This is a genomic window from [Clostridium] colinum, from assembly GCF_940677205.1.
Classification (GTDB): domain Bacteria; phylum Bacillota; class Clostridia; order Lachnospirales; family CAG-274; genus Tyzzerella; species Tyzzerella colina.
Genome location: NZ_OW712331.1, coordinates 1,072,613 through 1,090,633, shown reverse-complemented (window position 1 = coordinate 1,090,633; position 18,021 = coordinate 1,072,613). Strand labels below are relative to the sequence as shown.

The following is an 18,021-nucleotide window of genomic DNA, read 5'->3' as shown; positions in this document are numbered from 1 at the left end:
TGTTCTAAAAATGGTAAGTTAGGTAAGTTAATTAATACATTTAATAGCTGGAGGATAAACAATGAATAATAAAGTAATTGGAAATGAATTTGAGAAAGAATTTGCTTTATATTTGCAAAGTAAAGGTATGTTTGTATATAACCTACCTAACAAACATACAGGACAACCTTTTGATATAATAGCAGTTAAAGGATATATATTTTTTGCTTTTGAATGCAAACACTGTAAGGGGGATACATTTAGCCTTAGTAGAGTAGAAGATAACCAGATGCAAGCATTAAGAAAGTTAGAAAAGGCTAAGGCTAATAATTACTTTTTTGTTTTTAAGTTTGATGATGAAATAAGATTTTGTGAGGCTAGCTATATAAAAGATAAACTTAAAATAGGTAAGAAAGTACATAAAGATGAACTATCAAGTTTTAAAAGATTGGAGGAATTACTATCCATATTATCATAAGTAATGAAATAACATTTAAAGACTGTGTAGATGATATAAGAAAATATTGCAAAGATAATCTTTTTATAAATAATCCAGAATATCAAACATTAAAACAACTTGGTAAGTGGATAGGTAATATACCTAAATATTTATATATGTATAAAGAAAATGGAAAAGATTTAATAATACCTATAGGTTTGTTTTCTAAAATAAAAAGTAAGTTTGACTTATCTATGTATAAAAAGGAAATAAAACTAGCAGATGATAAAGTATTTACTTTTCAAAATAATATAAATTTATATGATTATCAACAAGTAGCAGTATATGAAATGATTAAAAAAGGTTATGGTATATTACTTGCACCAACAGGAAGTGGTAAAACACAAATGGGTATATCTTTAGCTTGTAAATTAGGCTATAAAACATTATGGATAACACATACAAAAGATTTGTTAAAACAGTCTTATGATAGAGCTAAACAGTATATAGACAATAAATATTTAGGAACTATTACAGAGGGAAAAATAGACATAAAAGATGGTATTACTTTTTCTACAATACAAACATTAAGTAAGCTAGATTTACAAAGTTTAAAATATGAATTTAACACAGTGATAGTAGATGAGTGCCACAGACTAGCAGGTACACCAACAAAGTTAAAACAATTTAGTAAGGTTGTAAATAGCCTAGCATCTAGACATAAATATGGTTTAACTGCTACATTACATAGAAGTGATAAACTAGAACAAACAACAATAGCTTATTTAGGGAATGTTGCTTATGAAGTAAAAAGGGAATTTGTAAAAGACAAAATAATAAATCCTAAAATAGTTAAAATAGATACAGGTATAGAGTTAACTGACGAATGTTTATCTACAGACGGTACAATAGATAACAATAAGCTATTAACCTATTTATCACAAAATATTGTTAGAAATTTAATTATAAGTAAATATATATTAAACAATAAAAATAATTATAACTTAATATTAAGTCATAGGATAGAACAATTAGAAAATATCTACAATATGTTACCAGATACAGAAAAAGAAAAAGCAGTTTTATTAAGTTCTAAACTAAATAAAAAAGCTAGAGAAAATGCTATAAAAGATATGCAACAAGGTTTAAAGAATTATATGTTTGCTACATATTCCTTAGCTAAAGAAGGACTAGATATACAAAGATTAGATAGGCTTTATTTAGTATCATCTTCTAAAGATAAAGCAGTAGTACAACAAAGTGTAGGTAGGGTTATGCGTGTATTTGAAAATAAAGATATACCTATTGTTTATGATTTTGTAGATGACTATATAAAGGCTAATAAAGATTTTACTAAGCGTAAAGGTTTTTATAAAAATTGTGGGTGTGATGTAAGTGGATAACATAGAAGATGTTAAAAAAAGAATAGAAAAGGCAGAAAGGTTGCCTAAAGAAATTAGGGAACAATTTTTATTTGATTATCTAAATTTAAAAAGTATAGATGCTAAAAATAATGATTTAGATTATGCTTTATGGAGTTTATTTGGTAGTATTGTTCGTTTTGCAGAAGATAAGAACATTATATCTAAAGATAATTTAATAAAATTTATAGAGCAATTTGAAAATGAATACAAAACAAAAAAGGAATTTAATTTAGAGATATTTATACGGTTTGTAGATTATGTTTTTAAAAAGGAGGAACTATGACAGACGAGCAAAAGAAAGATATAATAAGAGACTTAAATAGAGCCTTTAAACTTACAAAAATAAAACAAAGGTTAGAAAGGGAATATAAACAAAAGTTAAAAGAAATGGATAGTATAAGTGTATCTTGTGAAGAAATAAAAGCAAGTAGTATTGCATCTAAAGTTGAAAATAAAGCCTTAGATTTAGTTAGCCTTAAAAAAGATATAGATTTACATAATGTTAAAATTGAAGAAGTAAAAAGGGAAATAGCTTGTATTATAGATAAACTAGAAGATGATACATTAAAAAATTTATTAAGGCTTAGGTATTTAGAGTTTAGAAAATGGGAAGATATTATGTATATTTTAAACTATTCTAGAAGATATATATTTAAATTACATAATAAAGCTTTAAATCAAATATCAAAAAATTTAAAATAGGACACTGTAGGACACTATTTAATGTGATATTATGTTATTGTAGAAATTATGTAATTATAATTTTATTGGAGGTAGACTATAAATCACTTAGTTTGACCGTGTAAAATTTTATAGTCGCAAATTTAAAGCTAGATTTATTCTAGCTTTTTTTATGCAAAAAAGGAGATGGTGTATGATATATAAACGTTGTACTATATGTAGTGCTAGATTAGAATATAATACGATATGTAGTTGTAAAGCTAAGTATAAGACAAATAGTGATAACTATAAAAATGATAAAGAAAAAAAGTTTTATAAATCAAAAGATTGGCAAGATACAACTAATATTATAAAAAATAAATTTAACTATTTAGATATATACAGTTATTATGTTTTAGGTAAAATTGAGAAAGGACAGGTTGTACATCATATAGTAGCTTTAGATGAAGACTTTAGTAAAAGGTTATCTTTATCTAATTTAATTTATTTAACTGAGAAAAATCATAGAAAGATACATAATTTAATGAAAAAAGGGACTGAAGATAAGCAAAAGGTACAGCAATTATTATTTAATCTTATAAAAAGGTTTAATATGGATTTTAAATAGGATAGGGGGTATAAATAAAATATAAGGTAAAAATGGTAGACCGCACTCCCCCTTTTCTGTACGCAAAATTCCCAATACTCAAAAAAAAGTCGGTAAAAATATATAAAAGGAGGTTGGTTATATAGGTAGACCTAGAAAATTATCAAGTATGCAGGTTAAACATCTTACAAAAGAAGAAATTGAAGAAAAAGAAGAACAAGAAAATCTTATAATAGTTGGGCGAGAAGATTTAAAAAAGCCCCCTAGTTGGCTTATAGACAATATTGCAAAAAAAGAGTTTAAACGCATAATAAAAAATTTTAATAATTTAGAAGTAATAGGAAATCTTGATATTAATAATATAGCTGGATACTGTAATGCCTACTCTTTTTATATAAGAGCTACTCGTGAGATAGTTGAAAGTGGAGTTTTAACTATAAAAAAGCAACTTCCAAATGGTTCGTATACTATGGTAGAAAACCCACTTATAAAAATACAAAAACAATATGCAGACGAAATGAGAAGATTTGCAAGTTTATGTGGACTAACTATTGATAGTAGGCTTAAGTTAGCAGTTCAAAAAACAACTAAAGAAAGGCAATGTATAGATGAAGTGTTTGGAGATATCTAAAAAGAAACCTAAAAAAATACTTGATGAACTTATACAATATGCAAATGACTGTATTAATGGAGTTATAGTTAGTGGATATAAGCATAAATTAGCTTGTAAAAGATTTTTAAAAGATATTGATAGGATAGAAAGTGATGATACTTTCTTTTTTTATTGGGACGAAGAAGAGGAAGAGAAAATAGTTAAATGGTTTAGCTATTTAAGACACAGTAAAGGCATACTTTCGGGACAACCTATTGAGCTAACCGCATGGCAAAAATTTAATTTATGTCAAATATATGGTTGGAGAGATATAAAAACAGGATATAAACGCTTTAAAAATGCATTTATAATGGTTGGACGTAAAAATGCAAAGTCTCAAATGGAGGCAGGTTGTATACTATATGAAATGTCTACTCAAAGCACTAAAAATGAAGAGTTGTATGAATGCTACTGTGCAGGTGTTAAAAAAGAACAATCTAAAATTATATTTAATGAGTGTATTAATCTATTAAGAGGCAGTCCTTTAGCTACAAGGTTTAATATAACAAAAGCAGAGATAACACACAAAAAGACAGGTAGTTTTTTAAGAGCACTTAATAAAGAAGATGGTAAAAAAGGAGATGGAACAAATCCTGCTATACTTGTTATAGACGAATACCACCAACACCCTACAACAGAATTTTATGACTTGTTTTTAGGTTCCAATGTAAAAGAGGGTATTTGTATGATAATAACAACGGCAGGTGTAGATTTAAACTCTCCTTGTTATACGCAAGAGTTTAAATATTGTGTTGAAATACTTAATGGTATATCTCAAAATGATATGTATTTTGTTGATATTTTAGATATAGACATAGATGATGATATAACAGACCCTAAAATATGGGAAAAGGCAAACCCTATAAGATGTAGTTATCAAAAAGGAAGGGAAGATTTAGAGGCTTATTTTAAGGTAGCTAAAGATATACCAGAGAAAATGAACGTATTTAAAACAAAATGCCTTAATATGTGGGTACAAGCAGGTGAAAATAGATATATTGATATGGCTAAATGGAAAGCTTGTACAGTAGATTATATTAATATAGATATTAATAATAAACCTGTATATGTAGGGTTTGATATGTCGGCAAAAATAGATTTAACATCAGTTAGTTTTATTATACCTATAACTATTGATAAAATAAAAAAATATATACTTTTTAGCCACTCATTTATACCAAATGTAGAAAAATTAAGGGAAAGAATTATAAAAGACAAGCAACCTTACGATTTATGGGTAGAAAGAGGATACATTACCATTACTAATACACCTGTAGTTGACCAAAATGTTGTACTTAAGTATGTAGAAGATTTTTGTAACAAAAAAGGGTTAAATATAGAATGTTTTTGTTTTGATATACATAATGCATCTAAATTAATGCTTGAGTGTAGTGAAAAAGGCTACACAGTAGAAGAAGTATATCAAAGTCATAAATCATTAAACGAAAGTACAAGTGGCTTTAGAGAAGAGGTATACAGTGGTAATATTATTTGCGAATATAACCCTGTATTAAACTATGCAATGGCTAATGCTATTATAAAAACTAATAATGGTCTTATTAAAATAGACAAAGATAAAAGCACAAGTAGGGTTGACCCTGTGGACGCAACACTATGTGCATTTAAATTAGCTTATTATCATACAGACGACGGAGGAAATTACATAGATGATTATTTAGCTATAATAGATGATTTTTTGGAGTAAGGCATTTAACAAATTCTTTAAAAATAGATTAAACACAAGTGTTCAACAGTTAAACTTTTAGTTTGTGTGTAAAATTTTTTTGTTAAACTATTTGAAAGGGAGGTGAAACTATTTTAAAAAATGTATTTAATAAATTTATAAATATAAATTTTAAAAGAGATAGCCCAATCAATGATGATAATTGGCTTAAAATTTTTCACAGTGAAAAAGATTTATACAAAGAAGTTACATACTTTACTTGTTTAAAATTATTGTCTGAAACACTTGCTAAAATGCCTTTAAAATTATATCAAAAAACAGACAAGGGCATATTTATAGCAGATGATACAGATGTAAGTTTTAAACTAAGATATAAACCTAATAACCTTATGACACCTACTATGTTTTGGGCTACTATTGAAAACAATCGTAACCATTATGGCAATGCTTATGTATGGATAAGGCAAGAATATACACCTAAAAAATATGGTGGAGAAGTTAAAATTAAGGACTTTTGGATAATGGATAGCAACAGTGTTAACGTGTATGTTTTGGAAAATGGAACATTAATATACCAATATACCGACTGGATAACAAAGCAAGTATATTATTTTAATCAAGACGAGGTGTTACACTTTAAAACAAGTGCTACTTTTGATGGTATAACAGGAAAGCCTATAAGGGAAATTTTAAAAGATACAGTAAATACAAATTTATCAAGTCAAAAATTTTTAAATGAACTTAATGAAAATGGGGTATCGGCTAGATTATCTTTAACAGTAGACTCAGATATAGATGAAAAAGCTAAAAAACAACTTGTAAAAAGAATTACAGAATTTACAAGTGGTATAAAAAATGCAGGTAAGGTTATACCAATACCCGCAGGTATGAGGCTACAACCTTTAGATATTAAGCTTACCGATGCACAGTTTTTAGAAATAAGAAAATATACTGCCCTACAAATAGCTAGTGCTTTTGGAGTTAAGCCAGATATGATAAATGACTATTCAAAGTCTAGCTATAATAGTTCGGAGGCGCAACAAATTAGTTTTTATGTAGATACATTACAGTTTATTTTAAAACAATATGAAGATGAAATAAACTATAAATTATTGCTAAATAGAGAGCTTAAAGAGGGTTATTTCTTTAAATTTAACGAAAAGGTGCTTTTAAGAACAGACAGTTCTACACAAGCAGAAATGTTGTCTAAACTTGTAAATAATGGAATATATACACCAAATGAGGCAAGACGTAAGCTAGATTTAAACGGTTTAGAACACGGAGACAAGCTTATGATGAATGGTAATTATATACCAATAGAACAAGTAGGTCAGCAATATAAAAAAGGTGGTGATACAAATTAAAAAGTTTAATTTTAAAAATGAAAATAACAATATTGTAGGTTCTTTAGAACTAGAAAATAATAAGCTATACATATATGGAGACATATTAATGGATAGCTTTTTTAAATGTGAAGAAGAAACAGAAGATATTTGTCCTAAAGACATTGTAAATTTTTTGAAAGATTTAGAAAATAGTGAAAATATAGAAATACACATTAATAGTGGTGGTGGCTCTGTTTTTGGTGGGCTTGCTATATATAATCTTTTAAAAACTTATAAGGGTAGAAAAAATGTATATATAGATGGTTTAGCAGGTAGCATAGCTAGTGTTATAGCTTTAGTAGGAGATGACGTTTATGTTTATGAAAATAGTATGATGATGATACATAACCCTTTAGCTGTTATGTGTGGCTATTATAATGCTAAAGACTTGCAAGAGCAAATAGATACTTTAGAAAAATGTAAAAAGTCTATTTTAAATGTTTATATGGCAAATATTAATATGGCTAAAATGATATCTGAAGAAGAAATTTCAAAACTAATGGATAATGAAACTTGGCTTGTAGGCGAAGAAATAACAGAATATTTTAAAGGATATATTTTAGAAGATAAAAAGGATATAGTAGCTTGTACATCAAGTTATTTTGATAGCTACAAAAACACACCTAAAAACATTAAAAATATAGAAAATAAGCCTATAATCAATAGTTTAGAAGAAGAAAAAGAAAAAATATTAAATGATTTAGAAAAAATAAGCATATTTTAGGAGGTAATTTATGAATAAAAAAATTAAAGAATTATTAGATAGTATTAAGATAAAAAAACAAGAGGTAGAAAATCTTGTTAATGATGATAGGCTAGAAGAGGCTAAAAAATCAAAAGAAGAGCTTGTGATGTTACAAGATAAATTAGATATTTTATATGATTTAGAAGAGGATAAAGAAGATATTAAAAACAGTGTAATAAATAAAGAGCCTATACAAAACAATGAAAAAATAACAGAAGAGCAAGCCTTTTTAAGTGCTATTAAAAATACTGCTTTAAAAAGGGAAGTACCTAGCAATATTTTAAATGCACTTAAAACAACAGAAGATGAAGGAGTGCTTGTACCTCAAGATATTTCTACAAAAGTAAGAGAGTTAAGAAGAGAAACTAAGTCTTTAGAAAATCTTGTAAATGTAGAAAAGGTAGATAAAACAGAAGGTAGTAGAGTTATAGAAAAAAATGCAGATACAGTAGGCTTTGAGGCGGTAGATGAAGAAGCAGTATTTCCAGATATGCCAAAGCCAGAATTTGTGAAAATATCATATAAACTAAAAAAATTAGGGGGTATTTTAAAAGCTACAAAAGAGTTTTATCAAGCTACATTTTCATCTATTAAAGGTTATATTACTAAATGGATAGCTAAAAAAGGTATCACAACAAGAAATAATCTTATTTTAAAAGCTATTGATGATAAAAAAGATGGTTCAAAGGTAGCTATTACTAATATAGATAGCCTAAAAGATATAATTAATACTAAACTAGACCCTGCTATTTTAAATGGTACACAAATAATAACTAATCAAGACGGTTTTAATTGGTTAGACAAATTAAAAGATGAAAGAGGACAATATATTTTACAACCAGATATTACACAAAAATTTGACTATTTATTGTTTGGTAAATACCCTGTTATTGTTTTTTCTAACAAACAAATAAAAACTAATGCAAATAAAGTGCCTTTTTATGTTGGTAACTTAAAAGAATTTATTACACTTTTTGATTATGAAAAACTATTTATTGAAATGTCAAGCGAAGCTGGTGAGCTTTGGGAGAAAGATATGATTGGTATTAAGGTTAGAGAAAGACTTGATGTACAAGTAATAGATGAAGATGCATTAGTAAAAGGTGAAGTTGACATATCTAAAGCATCTAAAAAACAAGATTAAAAAAGGTAGATGATTATATATGCAAGAGGAATTAGAAGAAATTAAAAATTACTTGAGAATAGATTTTGATGATGATGATTCTTTGTTAAATACAATAATACTAGCTGGCAAAGAATATATTAAAAATGCTATTGGCTATATTGATATGGATAAGCCTAGCTTTAAAGTTTTACTATATACTATATGTGCAGATTTATATGAAAGAAGAAGTTATTTAATAGATAAGGCTATACATACAAATAAGATAATAAATGGATTGATTTTACAATTACAACTATTAAAGGAAGATTAATATGTTAGTAGAAAAGTTAGATAAAAAAGTAGAAGTATACAAAAAGCAAAAAGTTATTAATGACTTAGGTCAAACAGAGTATAAATATGCTTTGTTTAAAAGTGTATGGGTAAATATTATGCCTACATCTACTAAAGTAGATAATTATGTAGCAGAAACAGACAGGGCAGAATATACTTTTAAATTCACATTAATTTCAAGGTCTTGCTAATACTGCTGTTGTAAGAAGTAGCAGAGGAGTTGCTTGTCTTATTATAAAGGATAATACAAGCCTAAAAACTAAATCAAAAAAAGAAAAATCTAGAGAAGAGGAAACAGAATTATTACCTGATGTAGAAGAAACAGAAGAAAGTAAAATAATAAAAGAATATAATGGTTTTATAGAAGTTAATAAAGAAGAATATACAGATAAAAATTACAAAATAATAGAAGATGTATTTATAACAAATATAAAAAAATTATTTGTTATAAAAATAACTAATGGAAAAACATTTGATGATATAAAGCCTTTTATAAATAAAGAGATAAACTGGATAGCTTATATAGGTGAAACGAAAGAAGAGCAAAAAAAATTAGCTGATTTTGTAAAATTAGAAAATAAAACAAGGACTAAAAGGTTAAAGGCTATTTGTTATGATTTAGAAAAGGCAGAAGCCGATGATATGCATATTGTAAATTTTGCTAATAAAAGTGTAACAAAAACAGATGGTACAATTGTTGTAGGTTATGAATATTTAGGAAGACTTTTAGGTGTATTGGCAGGTTGTAGAATGGATATGTCTGTTACATACACTGTTTTAACTGATTTAAAAAATGTACAAGAAATAGGAGATACAGACAAAATAAACGAGGCTATTGGAAAAGGTAAGCTAGTGCTTATTAATGATGATGATGGTGTTAGAATATCACGAGGTGTAAACTCTTTACAAACAAATGATAAAAATCATACTGAAGATATGAAATATATTGCTATTGTTGAGGCTATGGACTTGATTTATGAAGATATAATAAACACATTTAAAAAAGTGTATTTAGGTAGGTTTAAAAACTCTTATGATAATCAAGTTTTATTTATAAGTGCAGTTAATTCATATTTTAGAGATTTAGCTAGGGAAGAAATATTAGACCCTAACTATAACAACTCAACCTTTGTAGATATAGAGAAGCAAAGGGAAATATGGATAAGCAATGGCAAGATAGAGGCTCAAAACTGGAGCGATATAGAAGTTAAAAACAACACTTTTAGAACAAATGTTTATTTACAGGCTAATGTTAAGTTTTTAAATGCTATGGAAGATTTATTATTTGTTGTTAATATGTAGAAAGGAGATAAAATAGATGGCAAAATTACGTTCACAAAATGTTATAGCAGGTACTTTTGGTTCTGTATGGGTAAATGATGAAGAATGGTTGCACGTTACAAAGTTTGAGGCAAAGGTAACAGGCGAATTTGAAGATATAAATATGGCTGGTAGGTATGGTGTTGGTAAAAAATATATGGGTTGGACAGGCGAAGGTACAATAACTGTTAATAAAGTTAATAGTACCGTTACAAAAATGCTTGCAGATGCTTTTAAAAAAGGTATTATGCCTGAAATAAAGATTGTTGCTAAACTTGCAGACCCTCAAGCACTAGGTGCAGAAAGGATTGAAATTTTAGAAGTAACATTTAGCGAATTTATGTTACTAAATTTTGAATTAAAGGCTAAAATGGAAGAAGAAGTACCATTTACATTTGAAGATTATAATTTAATAGATACTATTTAGGAGGTATAATATGGGAAAATTAAAAAAATTAACACTTGAAAATTTATTAGATAGAAAGGGCAAACAAGACAAAATGGGGCTATCTACACTAGATGTAGATAGCCTTGATAGTAGCATAGAAATAGTTAAGATAAAAACTAGAAAAGTATTTGAAATAATGGACAAATATGATGTTAAACAAGGCGGTATAACATCAAACTATGATATGATGTGTGAACTTATTTATAAAAGTGTTCCTATATTACAAAAAGAAGATTTAAAAAGTCAGTTAAATGTGCCTACACCTTATGAGGTTGTTGGAGAATTGTTTTCATTTGATGAAATAGAAAAAATAGCAACTCATATTATGGAATTACACGGTATGACAGATGAAAATCAAACACCTGTTAATGATGAAATAAAAAACTAATAAAAACTGATGGCGAATTTGCAATGTACAGTTATTTTATTGCTAGAGGCCATCAGTTAGATTATTTGTTAAATTTATCTTACACAGAAAAAATCTTTTTTCAAGAAACTATGGCAAGAGAACTTGAGCTTGAGGCTCAAAAATGGGGTGCAGATAAAACATAATATATTATGGCAGGAATAGTGGGGTTCACATTAGGGTGCAACTCCACATTGCACGGCTTAAAGCCAAAGGCTTTAACGCGGGTTCAAATAGGGGTTCTTGCTCTAAATTAGTGATTAAAATTTGCACCCCAAAAAAATAATATAAGAAAGGGGGTATTTTATGGCTAAAAGCAAGGTTATACAAACAGTTTTAAGATTAAAAGATAACTTTTCTAAACCTTTAAATGACGCAAAAAAACTGTTGTAAAATTTACTCAAGGTACTAAAAAGAAACAAGAACAATTTGCTAAAATAGTTAAAAAGACTGAAAACAGTATAGCTAAAGATTTAAAACGAATTAAAAATAACTTTAAACAGTTAGCAAGAGATATAACAAAATCTTTAGCTAGCATATCTTATCGTGGTTTACAAAAAGGTATGGATATGTTAAAAAAGTTTAGCTTTTTGGGTGGTACTTTGGGTGTGGCTAGCTTAGGTGCAGGTATCTTTGAAGGTATGGACTATGAAACCTACAAAGTACAGTTAATTACTGCTACAAAAGACACGCAAAAAGCTAGCCAGCTAATGCGTGATGCAATTTCTTTTGCCAATAAAACACCATTTGAGACAGGACAGATAATAGAGGCTACTGCTAAATTTGAAAGTATAGGCTTATCGGCTCAAAAATGGCTTTCTATAACGGCAGATATGGCAGGGGCTACATCTAAAGATATGATACAGGCAGTTGAGGCAGTTATTGATGCAGTAGCTAGTGGAGAGTTTGAAAGGCTAAAAGAATTTGGACTATCTAAAAAGACTTTAGAAGATTTAGATACATCTGGGAAAGTCTTTAATAATCAAGGTCAAGTAATAGACCAACTTGCTCTAACAGAGCTTTTATTTACCGAAATGGAAAAACGATACAAAGGTGGAGCAGAAAGCCTTTCTAAAACTACAAAGGGTATGTGGTCTACTGTTACAGGAGTATTTAAAAACTCCATGGCTAAAATAGTTGGTGTAACCGATGACGGTATGGTTCGTTCTGGTTCGTTGCTTGATAGTTTTAGGGGGATAATAGAAAAAGTCGCCAATAAAATGGTAGAGTGGCAACAAGACGGTACTATTGAAAAAATATCGGCTAAATTTGATAGCTTTTTAGCTAGGGCAAAAGGTGTTTTTGAATATGTTGGGGGTTTAATAGATATTATCAAACAAAAATTTGCAGAGTGGAACGCAGATGGTACTATTGACAATTTAAAAGAAAAGCTAGGCAATATATTTAAAAATGTAATAGATTTTGTCCCAACTGCTATCAACCTTGTTTTAGGCTTTATAGATAATCTAAAGTGGATATTACCTATTATTGCTGGTGTAATAGCAGGGGTTAAAACTTGGGGCATAGTATCTAATATAACAGAAATAGCAGTAAGCTTGTTAGCTAAAAAACAAGTTATATTAAATACTGTTGCTAAAATTTTTAATAAAACTGCTTGGACTAACCCTTGGGTACTTGTTATAGGACTTATTGTAGGCGCTATTGTTCTACTTATTTTACATTTTGATAAAATAAAAGCTAAATGTTTAGAATGGTGGAATATAATTAAACAAAAATATCCTAATGTAGCAAATATGCTTATTTTTATAGGAGAAACTACAAAAAAGGTATTTAGTACAGTTTATGAAGTTATAAAAATATTAGTATCAGCTATAATAACAGCTATAAAAAGTATTTTAGATAAAATTAAAACAATTATAAGTGCTGTATTTGATATTATCGTTGGCTTTATAGATATGACATTAAATAGAATTAACACCGTTGTAGAAGGTATTAAGTCCATTTTTGGTGGTATTATAGACTTTTTTACAGGTGTTTTTACAGGTAATTGGGAGCAAGCTCTTAATGGTTTAAAAAGCATAGCAGAAGGTGTATTTGACACAATAAAAGGTATATTTTTAGCACCATTTAATTTTTTTGCAAAAGGAATAAACTGGGTTATAGAAAAAGTTAATAGTTTGAAAATAAATGTACCTGACTGGGTGCCGATTATAGGAGGTAATACATATAGCTTTAATATACCTACTATACCTGTTAATATGCCAAACTATGCAACGGGTACAAGTTATCATAGAGGCGGACCTGCTATGATTAATGAAGGTGGGAGAGGAGAAATCGTTAACCTTCCTAATGGTAGTAAGGTTATACCTGCTGATAAATCTCAAAAACTATTGGATAAAACTAACAATAATATAAATATTACGGTAAATGTATATAATCCTAATAATGTTGATGAGATTATAAGTGCTTTTTCACATAAATTAAAATTAGCTATTGAAAATATTTAAATATTTATGATAGAATTATTTTGACACTTTGTGTCGGAGTAACTGTAGTAGGTTGTTGCCTCTTAAATATGCAATTATTTATAATTGTCATAACATAAGGGGGTGATGCTATGAAAATAATTAGAGTTTTACTTTTTATTAGTATAATAGCATTACTTGTTATAAATAATACAGTAGTAGTATATTAATAACAAAAAAACAACCTAAAAAAGTTGGCAGACCTTTAGGTTGTTCTATTTTTTATACTGTCAATATTATTAAATTAAAATAATTTATAAGGAGATTTAATTTATGGCTATACCTATAGAAGAAGCAATAGATGTAGAAAAGCGTGAAAAAGTTAAAGGTTCAAAGTTTAAATGTTGGAATAGAAATATGTTTAGAAGTTGTAAATCTTGTTATTCTGTACATTCAATTTGTGAACGAGAAAAAATTATGGGTTTTAGGCCTATAGAAAGAAGAAGAAGATGTTCAATATGTTATTATAAAAGAGAAACAGATATTTGTGAAAACTGTTCAGAAAAAGATAATAAAAAATTTTATATTTCATACATAAACAAAAAAAGTACACTTTAATGTGTACTTTTTTATTGGAAAGGTTGGTTTTATGGATATTATATTTAGTGCAAACAATAATGAACAAGTATTAACATTGCCTATAATACCTGAGAATATGCCAGAACTATCACAAAGTTATAAAAACTCTACATTTGAAAGCATTAATGGAGAATTAAATTTAATAGGCATTAAAGCACTTAGAACAGTGTCTTTTTCTTGTTTTTTCCCTACTAAAAAATATAGGTTTATTAGGCCTAAAGCAAAAGAAGACGGTTGGATATATGTAGCATTTTTTAATAAGTATGCTAGTAATAAAATGCCTATACGTATGATATTACTTGATAATGACAACATAGAAATATCAAATATGGCTTATACTGTAGAAAGTTTTAATTGTTATGTAGATAAAGTAGGAGATATACAGTATTCTTTAGATTTAAAAGAATATAGATTTCCTAAAATTAAAAAGTAGGTGGTATTATTTTTACATTTTTTATATTAAAAAATAGTGAAAAAATAAATATATCTGACTTTGTAGGTAATATAACTTGGTGTGATAGTATTGACACTTTAGGTGTACAATTAGATTTTTCTATACCTAAAGACAATGCATATATTAAATTTTTCATAGACTGTGGAGATAAAATTTTATTATGTAAAAATGGTAAAACATTATTTCAAGGCATTATTACTGATAAAAATATTAATGGCATATTTGAAGAAAGTTTTACCGCTTTTGACTTTGCTTTTTATCTTAATAAATCAAAGGTAATAAAACAATTTAATAATATAAATGGTAGAATAGCTATATCTAGTATATGTAGTGAACAAGGTATAAATGTAGGAGAAATTCCTACTTTAAATACTAATATAAATCATATTTATTTTGAAAATACAATAGCAGAAATAATAGATGATATACTACAACAATGTAGTAAAGAAACAGGAAAAATATATTATAAAGAAGTTTTAAAAGATAAGCTATATATATTTGAAAGAGGTACAAAAATTATAAACCCAACTTATAAAATGGCAGTAAATGTAGCAAGTATAAAGGTATTAGATGAAATAGGACAAAACTTTTCTAAAGGTTATAGCATAGCAAATTTAAAAAATAAAGTAACTATAATTACTCAAAATGAAAAAGAGGCAAGAGTTATAGCTACAAAAGAGGATAATAAAAATATAGAAAAATATGGGCTATTACATCATATTGAAAGTGTGGACCAAAAAGATAAAAATCAAGCTACAAATATAGCTAATAACAGGTTAAAAGAGCTAAATAAAATTAAAGAAACCTTATCTTTAGAGCTTTTAGGAGATATAACTATAAAAGCAGGTAGAGTATTAAATATTAATAATAAAGAGATAAATATTAATGGTAAATTTAATATTATATCAAGTAATCATACTATTGAAAGTGGTATACATAAAACAAATATTGAACTAGAAAGGCTTTAATATGAGTGATATTAACTACATAGCAAATTTATTTAAAGAACGTAATAATCCTAGTAAAATAGGTGTAGTTATAGGTGAAATAGTTGAAGTTATAGAAGAAAAAGACTATGTAAAAGTTAGTATATTAGATGGTACTATACAAAAAGACAAGTTTTATTCTTTAATACAAAAGTTTACTATAGAAGATATAGGTAAAAAAGTAATAGTTACTATGACAGAAAATAATCAAGAACTTATTATACTTGGATATTTTAAAGAATTTTTACCTTTAAAGGAGTGATTATATGTTTCCTAAAATAAATTATAATATTATGGAAATAGAAGATAGTAAGCCTATTACTTTAGGTAAATGCTTTAAATTTGACTTTCAAAAAGGAAGACATATTATTATAGACGGAAAATTTGTAGAGTGTGATTTTCAAGAAAATATAAGGCAATTTATACAAGTCATTTTAAGGACAAAAATAAATACTTTTAAAGTATATACAATAGATGATGATGAAAACTTTGGGTTATCTATACATAATTATATTGGAAATAAAGTTTATCATAAAGGGTTTATATTGTCTGAAACTAAAAGGGAGATAACAGAACAACTTTTAAACCACCCTTTTATAAAAGATGTAGATAATTTTAAATTTGAGTTTGAAAATACATTTTTAAATATAACTTTTACTTGTTTTTTACATAATCATGAAATTTTAAATATTAATGAGGTGGTAGAACTTGAATTTTAATAAAAAATCTAATGAAATTTTAGAAGAGATTTTACAGGGAATACCAGATACTTATGAAAAAAGAAAAGGATATTTTTTGTGGGATATTCTAAAAGCTATATCCATTAGAATGTGTGATACTTTAAAAAGTTTAACTATTGTATCTAGTAAGTTAGATATAAATAACTTAACAGGTACAGAGCTTGAAAGGTTTATTACACAACGTACAGGTATAGAAAGAAAAAAGGCTACATATTCTCAAGGTGTTGTTACTGTAAAAGGTAATGGGACTATTAATATTGGAGATATATTTGAAACAGAAGGGCTTATTCGTTTTGAGGCAATAGAACAAAAAAACATAATAGATATGGGTAATGTTAATATAAGATGTGTTACAGCTGGTAAAATAGGTAATGTTCCTATTAATAGTATTAAAAAAATGCCTGTTACAATTGCAGGTATTAACTCTTGTAATAACGAAACAGAAACAGAGGGAGGTTATGATGAGGAAATAGACATAGATTTAAAAAATAGATATTTTGAAAGATTAAGAGAGCCTGCTACAAGTGGCAACATATATCACTATAAAAGGTGGGCTAAAGAGGTTGAAGGTGTAGGAGATGCTAAAGTAATACCACTTTGGAATGGACATACTACTGTTAAAGTTATTATTGTAGATAATGATAGGTTACCTGCCGATGAAAATCTTGTGAAAAAGGTACAAGAATATATAGACCCTAACATAACAGGAGAAGGAAGAGGGCAAGCACCTATTGGAGCATTTTGTACAGTAGTTAGTGCCACTCCTAAAACTATATCTATATCAGTTAAAGCTGTATTTAGCAGAAACTATGATAAAGAACAATTAAAGAAAAGAATAATCGAAAATATAACTTTATATTTAAAAGAAATAGCATTTAAAAAAGATGTATTAAGTTATGCTATTGTAGGGTCTAAAATTTTAGATGTAGAAGGTGTTATTGACTATACAGATTTAAAAATAAATAATCAAACATCTAATATAGAATGTAATCAAGAAGAGGTTTTTACATTAGAAAGAGTTGATTTTATTGAATAATAGAGTTATTAATTTTATAAATAAAATATTTATAAATGATGATATTACAAAGCATATAGCTAGAATAAGCCAAACAGAAATAGAAAATATAGAAATAAAAATAGATGATATAAAAAGCAATATATTTTTGGATACATCTACTTGGGGCCTAAATATATTTGAAAAAGAATTGAATATAGAATATGTAGAAGATAAGTTAATTGAAGAAAGAAAAGCTATAATAAGTGCTAAATGGAGAGGAGCAGGTAAACTAACTTTAGAGCTTATACAAGATACTGTTAAGGCTTATACAGACAATCTTGTAAAAGTACGATTTAACGGAACTATAATAATAGATTTTACTAATAAAATAGGCAAACCTAAGGATATAGGTAGTTTAATAAAAAGTATTGAAGATATTAAACCAGCACATTTAGGAGTTGATTATATTTTTAAGTATAGAACTTGGGGAGATTTAAGCTCTTTAACTTGGAAAAGTATATCAAGTAAAACTTGGAAAGAGGTACGAGAAAGTGAAAAATTAATATAGGAGGTA

General features: G+C 27.2%; 25 protein-coding genes. 24 read left to right on the top strand and 1 reads right to left on the bottom strand.

All coding sequences use genetic code 11. The annotated features are described in order from the left end of the window. Positions 1–61 precede the first annotated feature (61 nt). From NBW53_RS05350 to NBW53_RS05260, 19 genes are all read left to right on the top strand, one after another. The gene (locus NBW53_RS05350; RefSeq protein ID WP_250277228.1) at positions 62–457 is read left to right on the top strand and encodes a Holliday junction resolvase RecU; all 396 of its coding nucleotides are present in this window, start codon (positions 62–64) and stop codon (positions 455–457) included. Positions 458–594: 137 nt separating this feature from the next. Further along, positions 595–1,821: a DEAD/DEAH box helicase gene (locus NBW53_RS05345; RefSeq protein ID WP_250277227.1), complete on the top strand. Its 1,227-nt coding sequence runs from the start codon at positions 595–597 to the stop codon at positions 1,819–1,821. Beyond that, positions 1,814–2,125, top strand: coding sequence for a hypothetical protein (locus tag NBW53_RS05340; RefSeq protein ID WP_250277226.1), 312 nt, complete (start codon positions 1,814–1,816; stop codon positions 2,123–2,125). The genes NBW53_RS05345 and NBW53_RS05340 overlap by 8 nt, the downstream gene beginning before the upstream one ends. After that, on the top strand, positions 2,122–2,544 hold the full coding sequence (locus NBW53_RS05335; RefSeq protein WP_250277225.1) for a DUF1492 domain-containing protein: 423 nt from the start codon (positions 2,122–2,124) through the stop codon (positions 2,542–2,544). The genes NBW53_RS05340 and NBW53_RS05335 overlap by 4 nt, the downstream gene beginning before the upstream one ends. A gap of 172 nt (positions 2,545–2,716) precedes the next feature. Continuing rightward, positions 2,717–3,130, top strand: a complete 414-nt coding sequence (locus NBW53_RS05330) for an HNH endonuclease (protein WP_250277224.1) — start codon at positions 2,717–2,719, stop codon at positions 3,128–3,130. A 148-nt stretch (positions 3,131–3,278) separates the two neighbouring features. Beyond that, positions 3,279–3,740: a phage terminase small subunit P27 family gene (locus NBW53_RS05325; protein ID WP_250277223.1), complete on the top strand. Its 462-nt coding sequence runs from the start codon at positions 3,279–3,281 to the stop codon at positions 3,738–3,740. After that, entirely contained in the window at positions 3,718–5,466 is a 1,749-nt protein-coding gene (locus tag NBW53_RS05320) for a terminase large subunit (protein ID WP_250277222.1), read from the top strand. The genes NBW53_RS05325 and NBW53_RS05320 overlap by 23 nt, the downstream gene beginning before the upstream one ends. Before the next feature lie 251 nt (positions 5,467–5,717). Further along, positions 5,718–6,809, top strand: a complete 1,092-nt coding sequence (locus NBW53_RS05315) for a phage portal protein (RefSeq protein WP_250277221.1) — start codon at positions 5,718–5,720, stop codon at positions 6,807–6,809. Beyond that, on the top strand, positions 6,796–7,554 hold the full coding sequence (locus NBW53_RS05310) for a head maturation protease, ClpP-related (protein ID WP_250277220.1): 759 nt from the start codon (positions 6,796–6,798) through the stop codon (positions 7,552–7,554). The genes NBW53_RS05315 and NBW53_RS05310 overlap by 14 nt, the downstream gene beginning before the upstream one ends. 10 nt (positions 7,555–7,564) lie before the next feature. Then, positions 7,565–8,719, top strand: a complete 1,155-nt coding sequence (locus tag NBW53_RS05305) for a phage major capsid protein (RefSeq protein WP_250277219.1) — start codon at positions 7,565–7,567, stop codon at positions 8,717–8,719. A gap of 19 nt (positions 8,720–8,738) precedes the next feature. After that, a complete protein-coding gene (locus NBW53_RS05300) occupies positions 8,739–9,011 on the top strand; it encodes a head-tail connector protein (RefSeq protein WP_250277218.1) in 273 nt (90 codons plus the stop codon). Between the two features lies 1 nt (position 9,012). Next, a complete protein-coding gene (locus NBW53_RS05295; RefSeq protein WP_250277217.1) occupies positions 9,013–9,222 on the top strand; it encodes a phage head completion protein in 210 nt (69 codons plus the stop codon). A gap of 451 nt (positions 9,223–9,673) precedes the next feature. Further along, positions 9,674–10,333, top strand: coding sequence for a phage tail sheath C-terminal domain-containing protein (locus tag NBW53_RS05290; protein WP_250277216.1), 660 nt, complete (start codon positions 9,674–9,676; stop codon positions 10,331–10,333). Positions 10,334–10,349: 16 nt separating this feature from the next. Next, the gene (locus NBW53_RS05285; RefSeq protein ID WP_250277215.1) at positions 10,350–10,778 is read left to right on the top strand and encodes a phage tail tube protein; all 429 of its coding nucleotides are present in this window, start codon (positions 10,350–10,352) and stop codon (positions 10,776–10,778) included. Between the two features lie 10 nt (positions 10,779–10,788). Continuing rightward, on the top strand, positions 10,789–11,187 hold the full coding sequence (locus NBW53_RS05280; RefSeq protein ID WP_250277214.1) for a hypothetical protein: 399 nt from the start codon (positions 10,789–10,791) through the stop codon (positions 11,185–11,187). A gap of 23 nt (positions 11,188–11,210) precedes the next feature. After that, the gene (locus NBW53_RS05275; RefSeq protein WP_250277213.1) at positions 11,211–11,351 is read left to right on the top strand and encodes a hypothetical protein; all 141 of its coding nucleotides are present in this window, start codon (positions 11,211–11,213) and stop codon (positions 11,349–11,351) included. A gap of 423 nt (positions 11,352–11,774) precedes the next feature. Beyond that, complete coding sequence (locus tag NBW53_RS05270; RefSeq protein WP_250277212.1) at positions 11,775–13,673, top strand: hypothetical protein; 1,899 nt, start codon at positions 11,775–11,777, stop codon at positions 13,671–13,673. 291 nt (positions 13,674–13,964) lie between these two features. Continuing rightward, a complete protein-coding gene (locus NBW53_RS05265) occupies positions 13,965–14,249 on the top strand; it encodes a hypothetical protein (protein WP_250277211.1) in 285 nt (94 codons plus the stop codon). A gap of 31 nt (positions 14,250–14,280) precedes the next feature. After that, the gene (locus tag NBW53_RS05260) at positions 14,281–14,703 is read left to right on the top strand and encodes a phage portal protein (RefSeq protein ID WP_250277210.1); all 423 of its coding nucleotides are present in this window, start codon (positions 14,281–14,283) and stop codon (positions 14,701–14,703) included. Here NBW53_RS05260 and NBW53_RS05255 read toward each other — a convergent pair. Next, positions 14,693–14,860, bottom strand: coding sequence for a hypothetical protein (locus tag NBW53_RS05255; protein ID WP_250277209.1), 168 nt, complete (start codon positions 14,858–14,860; stop codon positions 14,693–14,695). The two genes, NBW53_RS05260 and NBW53_RS05255, sit on opposite strands and share 11 nt — an antisense overlap. Between NBW53_RS05255 and NBW53_RS10205 the strand changes: the two genes are divergently transcribed. From NBW53_RS10205 to NBW53_RS05230, 5 genes are read left to right on the top strand one after another with little or no spacing between them, the layout of a single operon-like run. Then, complete coding sequence (locus tag NBW53_RS10205; protein ID WP_456300776.1) at positions 14,793–15,692, top strand: XkdQ/YqbQ family protein; 900 nt, start codon at positions 14,793–14,795, stop codon at positions 15,690–15,692. The two genes, NBW53_RS05255 and NBW53_RS10205, sit on opposite strands and share 68 nt — an antisense overlap. Before the next feature lies 1 nt (position 15,693). Then, on the top strand, positions 15,694–15,972 hold the full coding sequence (locus NBW53_RS05245) for a hypothetical protein (RefSeq protein ID WP_250277207.1): 279 nt from the start codon (positions 15,694–15,696) through the stop codon (positions 15,970–15,972). Between the two features lie 4 nt (positions 15,973–15,976). Then, positions 15,977–16,429, top strand: coding sequence for a DUF2634 domain-containing protein (locus NBW53_RS05240; RefSeq protein WP_250277206.1), 453 nt, complete (start codon positions 15,977–15,979; stop codon positions 16,427–16,429). Further along, positions 16,419–17,486: a baseplate J/gp47 family protein gene (locus NBW53_RS05235; protein WP_250277205.1), complete on the top strand. Its 1,068-nt coding sequence runs from the start codon at positions 16,419–16,421 to the stop codon at positions 17,484–17,486. Before NBW53_RS05240 ends, NBW53_RS05235 begins: the two co-directional genes overlap by 11 nt. Beyond that, on the top strand, positions 17,479–18,015 hold the full coding sequence (locus NBW53_RS05230) for a putative phage tail protein (RefSeq protein WP_250277204.1): 537 nt from the start codon (positions 17,479–17,481) through the stop codon (positions 18,013–18,015). Before NBW53_RS05235 ends, NBW53_RS05230 begins: the two co-directional genes overlap by 8 nt. The last annotated feature ends 6 nt before the right edge of the window (positions 18,016–18,021 follow it).

Excerpts from the sequence above, each read along its gene's own strand:
- NBW53_RS05265 (WP_250277211.1), top strand. The coding sequence starts at position 13,965 with ATGGCTATACCTATAGAAGAAGCAATAGATGTAGAAAAGCGTGAAAAA.
- NBW53_RS05280 (WP_250277214.1), top strand. The coding sequence starts at position 10,789 with ATGGGAAAATTAAAAAAATTAACACTTGAAAATTTATTAGATAGAAAG.
- NBW53_RS05345 (WP_250277227.1), top strand. The coding sequence starts at position 595 with ATGTATAAAGAAAATGGAAAAGATTTAATAATACCTATAGGTTTGTTT.
- NBW53_RS05260 (WP_250277210.1), top strand. The coding sequence starts at position 14,281 with ATGGATATTATATTTAGTGCAAACAATAATGAACAAGTATTAACATTG.
- NBW53_RS05305 (WP_250277219.1), top strand. The coding sequence starts at position 7,565 with ATGAATAAAAAAATTAAAGAATTATTAGATAGTATTAAGATAAAAAAA.
- NBW53_RS05320 (WP_250277222.1), top strand. The coding sequence starts at position 3,718 with ATGAAGTGTTTGGAGATATCTAAAAAGAAACCTAAAAAAATACTTGAT.
- NBW53_RS05330 (WP_250277224.1), top strand. The coding sequence starts at position 2,717 with ATGATATATAAACGTTGTACTATATGTAGTGCTAGATTAGAATATAAT.
- NBW53_RS05285 (WP_250277215.1), top strand. The coding sequence starts at position 10,350 with ATGGCAAAATTACGTTCACAAAATGTTATAGCAGGTACTTTTGGTTCT.
- NBW53_RS05300 (WP_250277218.1), top strand. The coding sequence starts at position 8,739 with ATGCAAGAGGAATTAGAAGAAATTAAAAATTACTTGAGAATAGATTTT.
- NBW53_RS05245 (WP_250277207.1), top strand. The coding sequence starts at position 15,694 with ATGAGTGATATTAACTACATAGCAAATTTATTTAAAGAACGTAATAAT.
- NBW53_RS05240 (WP_250277206.1), top strand. The coding sequence starts at position 15,977 with ATGTTTCCTAAAATAAATTATAATATTATGGAAATAGAAGATAGTAAG.
- NBW53_RS05270 (WP_250277212.1), top strand. The coding sequence starts at position 11,775 with ATGTTAAAAAAGTTTAGCTTTTTGGGTGGTACTTTGGGTGTGGCTAGC.
- NBW53_RS05295 (WP_250277217.1), top strand. The coding sequence starts at position 9,013 with ATGTTAGTAGAAAAGTTAGATAAAAAAGTAGAAGTATACAAAAAGCAA.
- NBW53_RS05325 (WP_250277223.1), top strand. The coding sequence starts at position 3,279 with ATGCAGGTTAAACATCTTACAAAAGAAGAAATTGAAGAAAAAGAAGAA.
- NBW53_RS05290 (WP_250277216.1), top strand. The coding sequence starts at position 9,674 with ATGCATATTGTAAATTTTGCTAATAAAAGTGTAACAAAAACAGATGGT.
- NBW53_RS05350 (WP_250277228.1), top strand. The coding sequence starts at position 62 with ATGAATAATAAAGTAATTGGAAATGAATTTGAGAAAGAATTTGCTTTA.
- NBW53_RS05335 (WP_250277225.1), top strand. The coding sequence starts at position 2,122 with ATGACAGACGAGCAAAAGAAAGATATAATAAGAGACTTAAATAGAGCC.
- NBW53_RS05275 (WP_250277213.1), top strand. The coding sequence starts at position 11,211 with ATGTACAGTTATTTTATTGCTAGAGGCCATCAGTTAGATTATTTGTTA.
- NBW53_RS05255 (WP_250277209.1), bottom strand. The coding sequence starts at position 14,860 with ATGAAAAATTTAATATATGCATTGTCTTTAGGTATAGAAAAATCTAAT.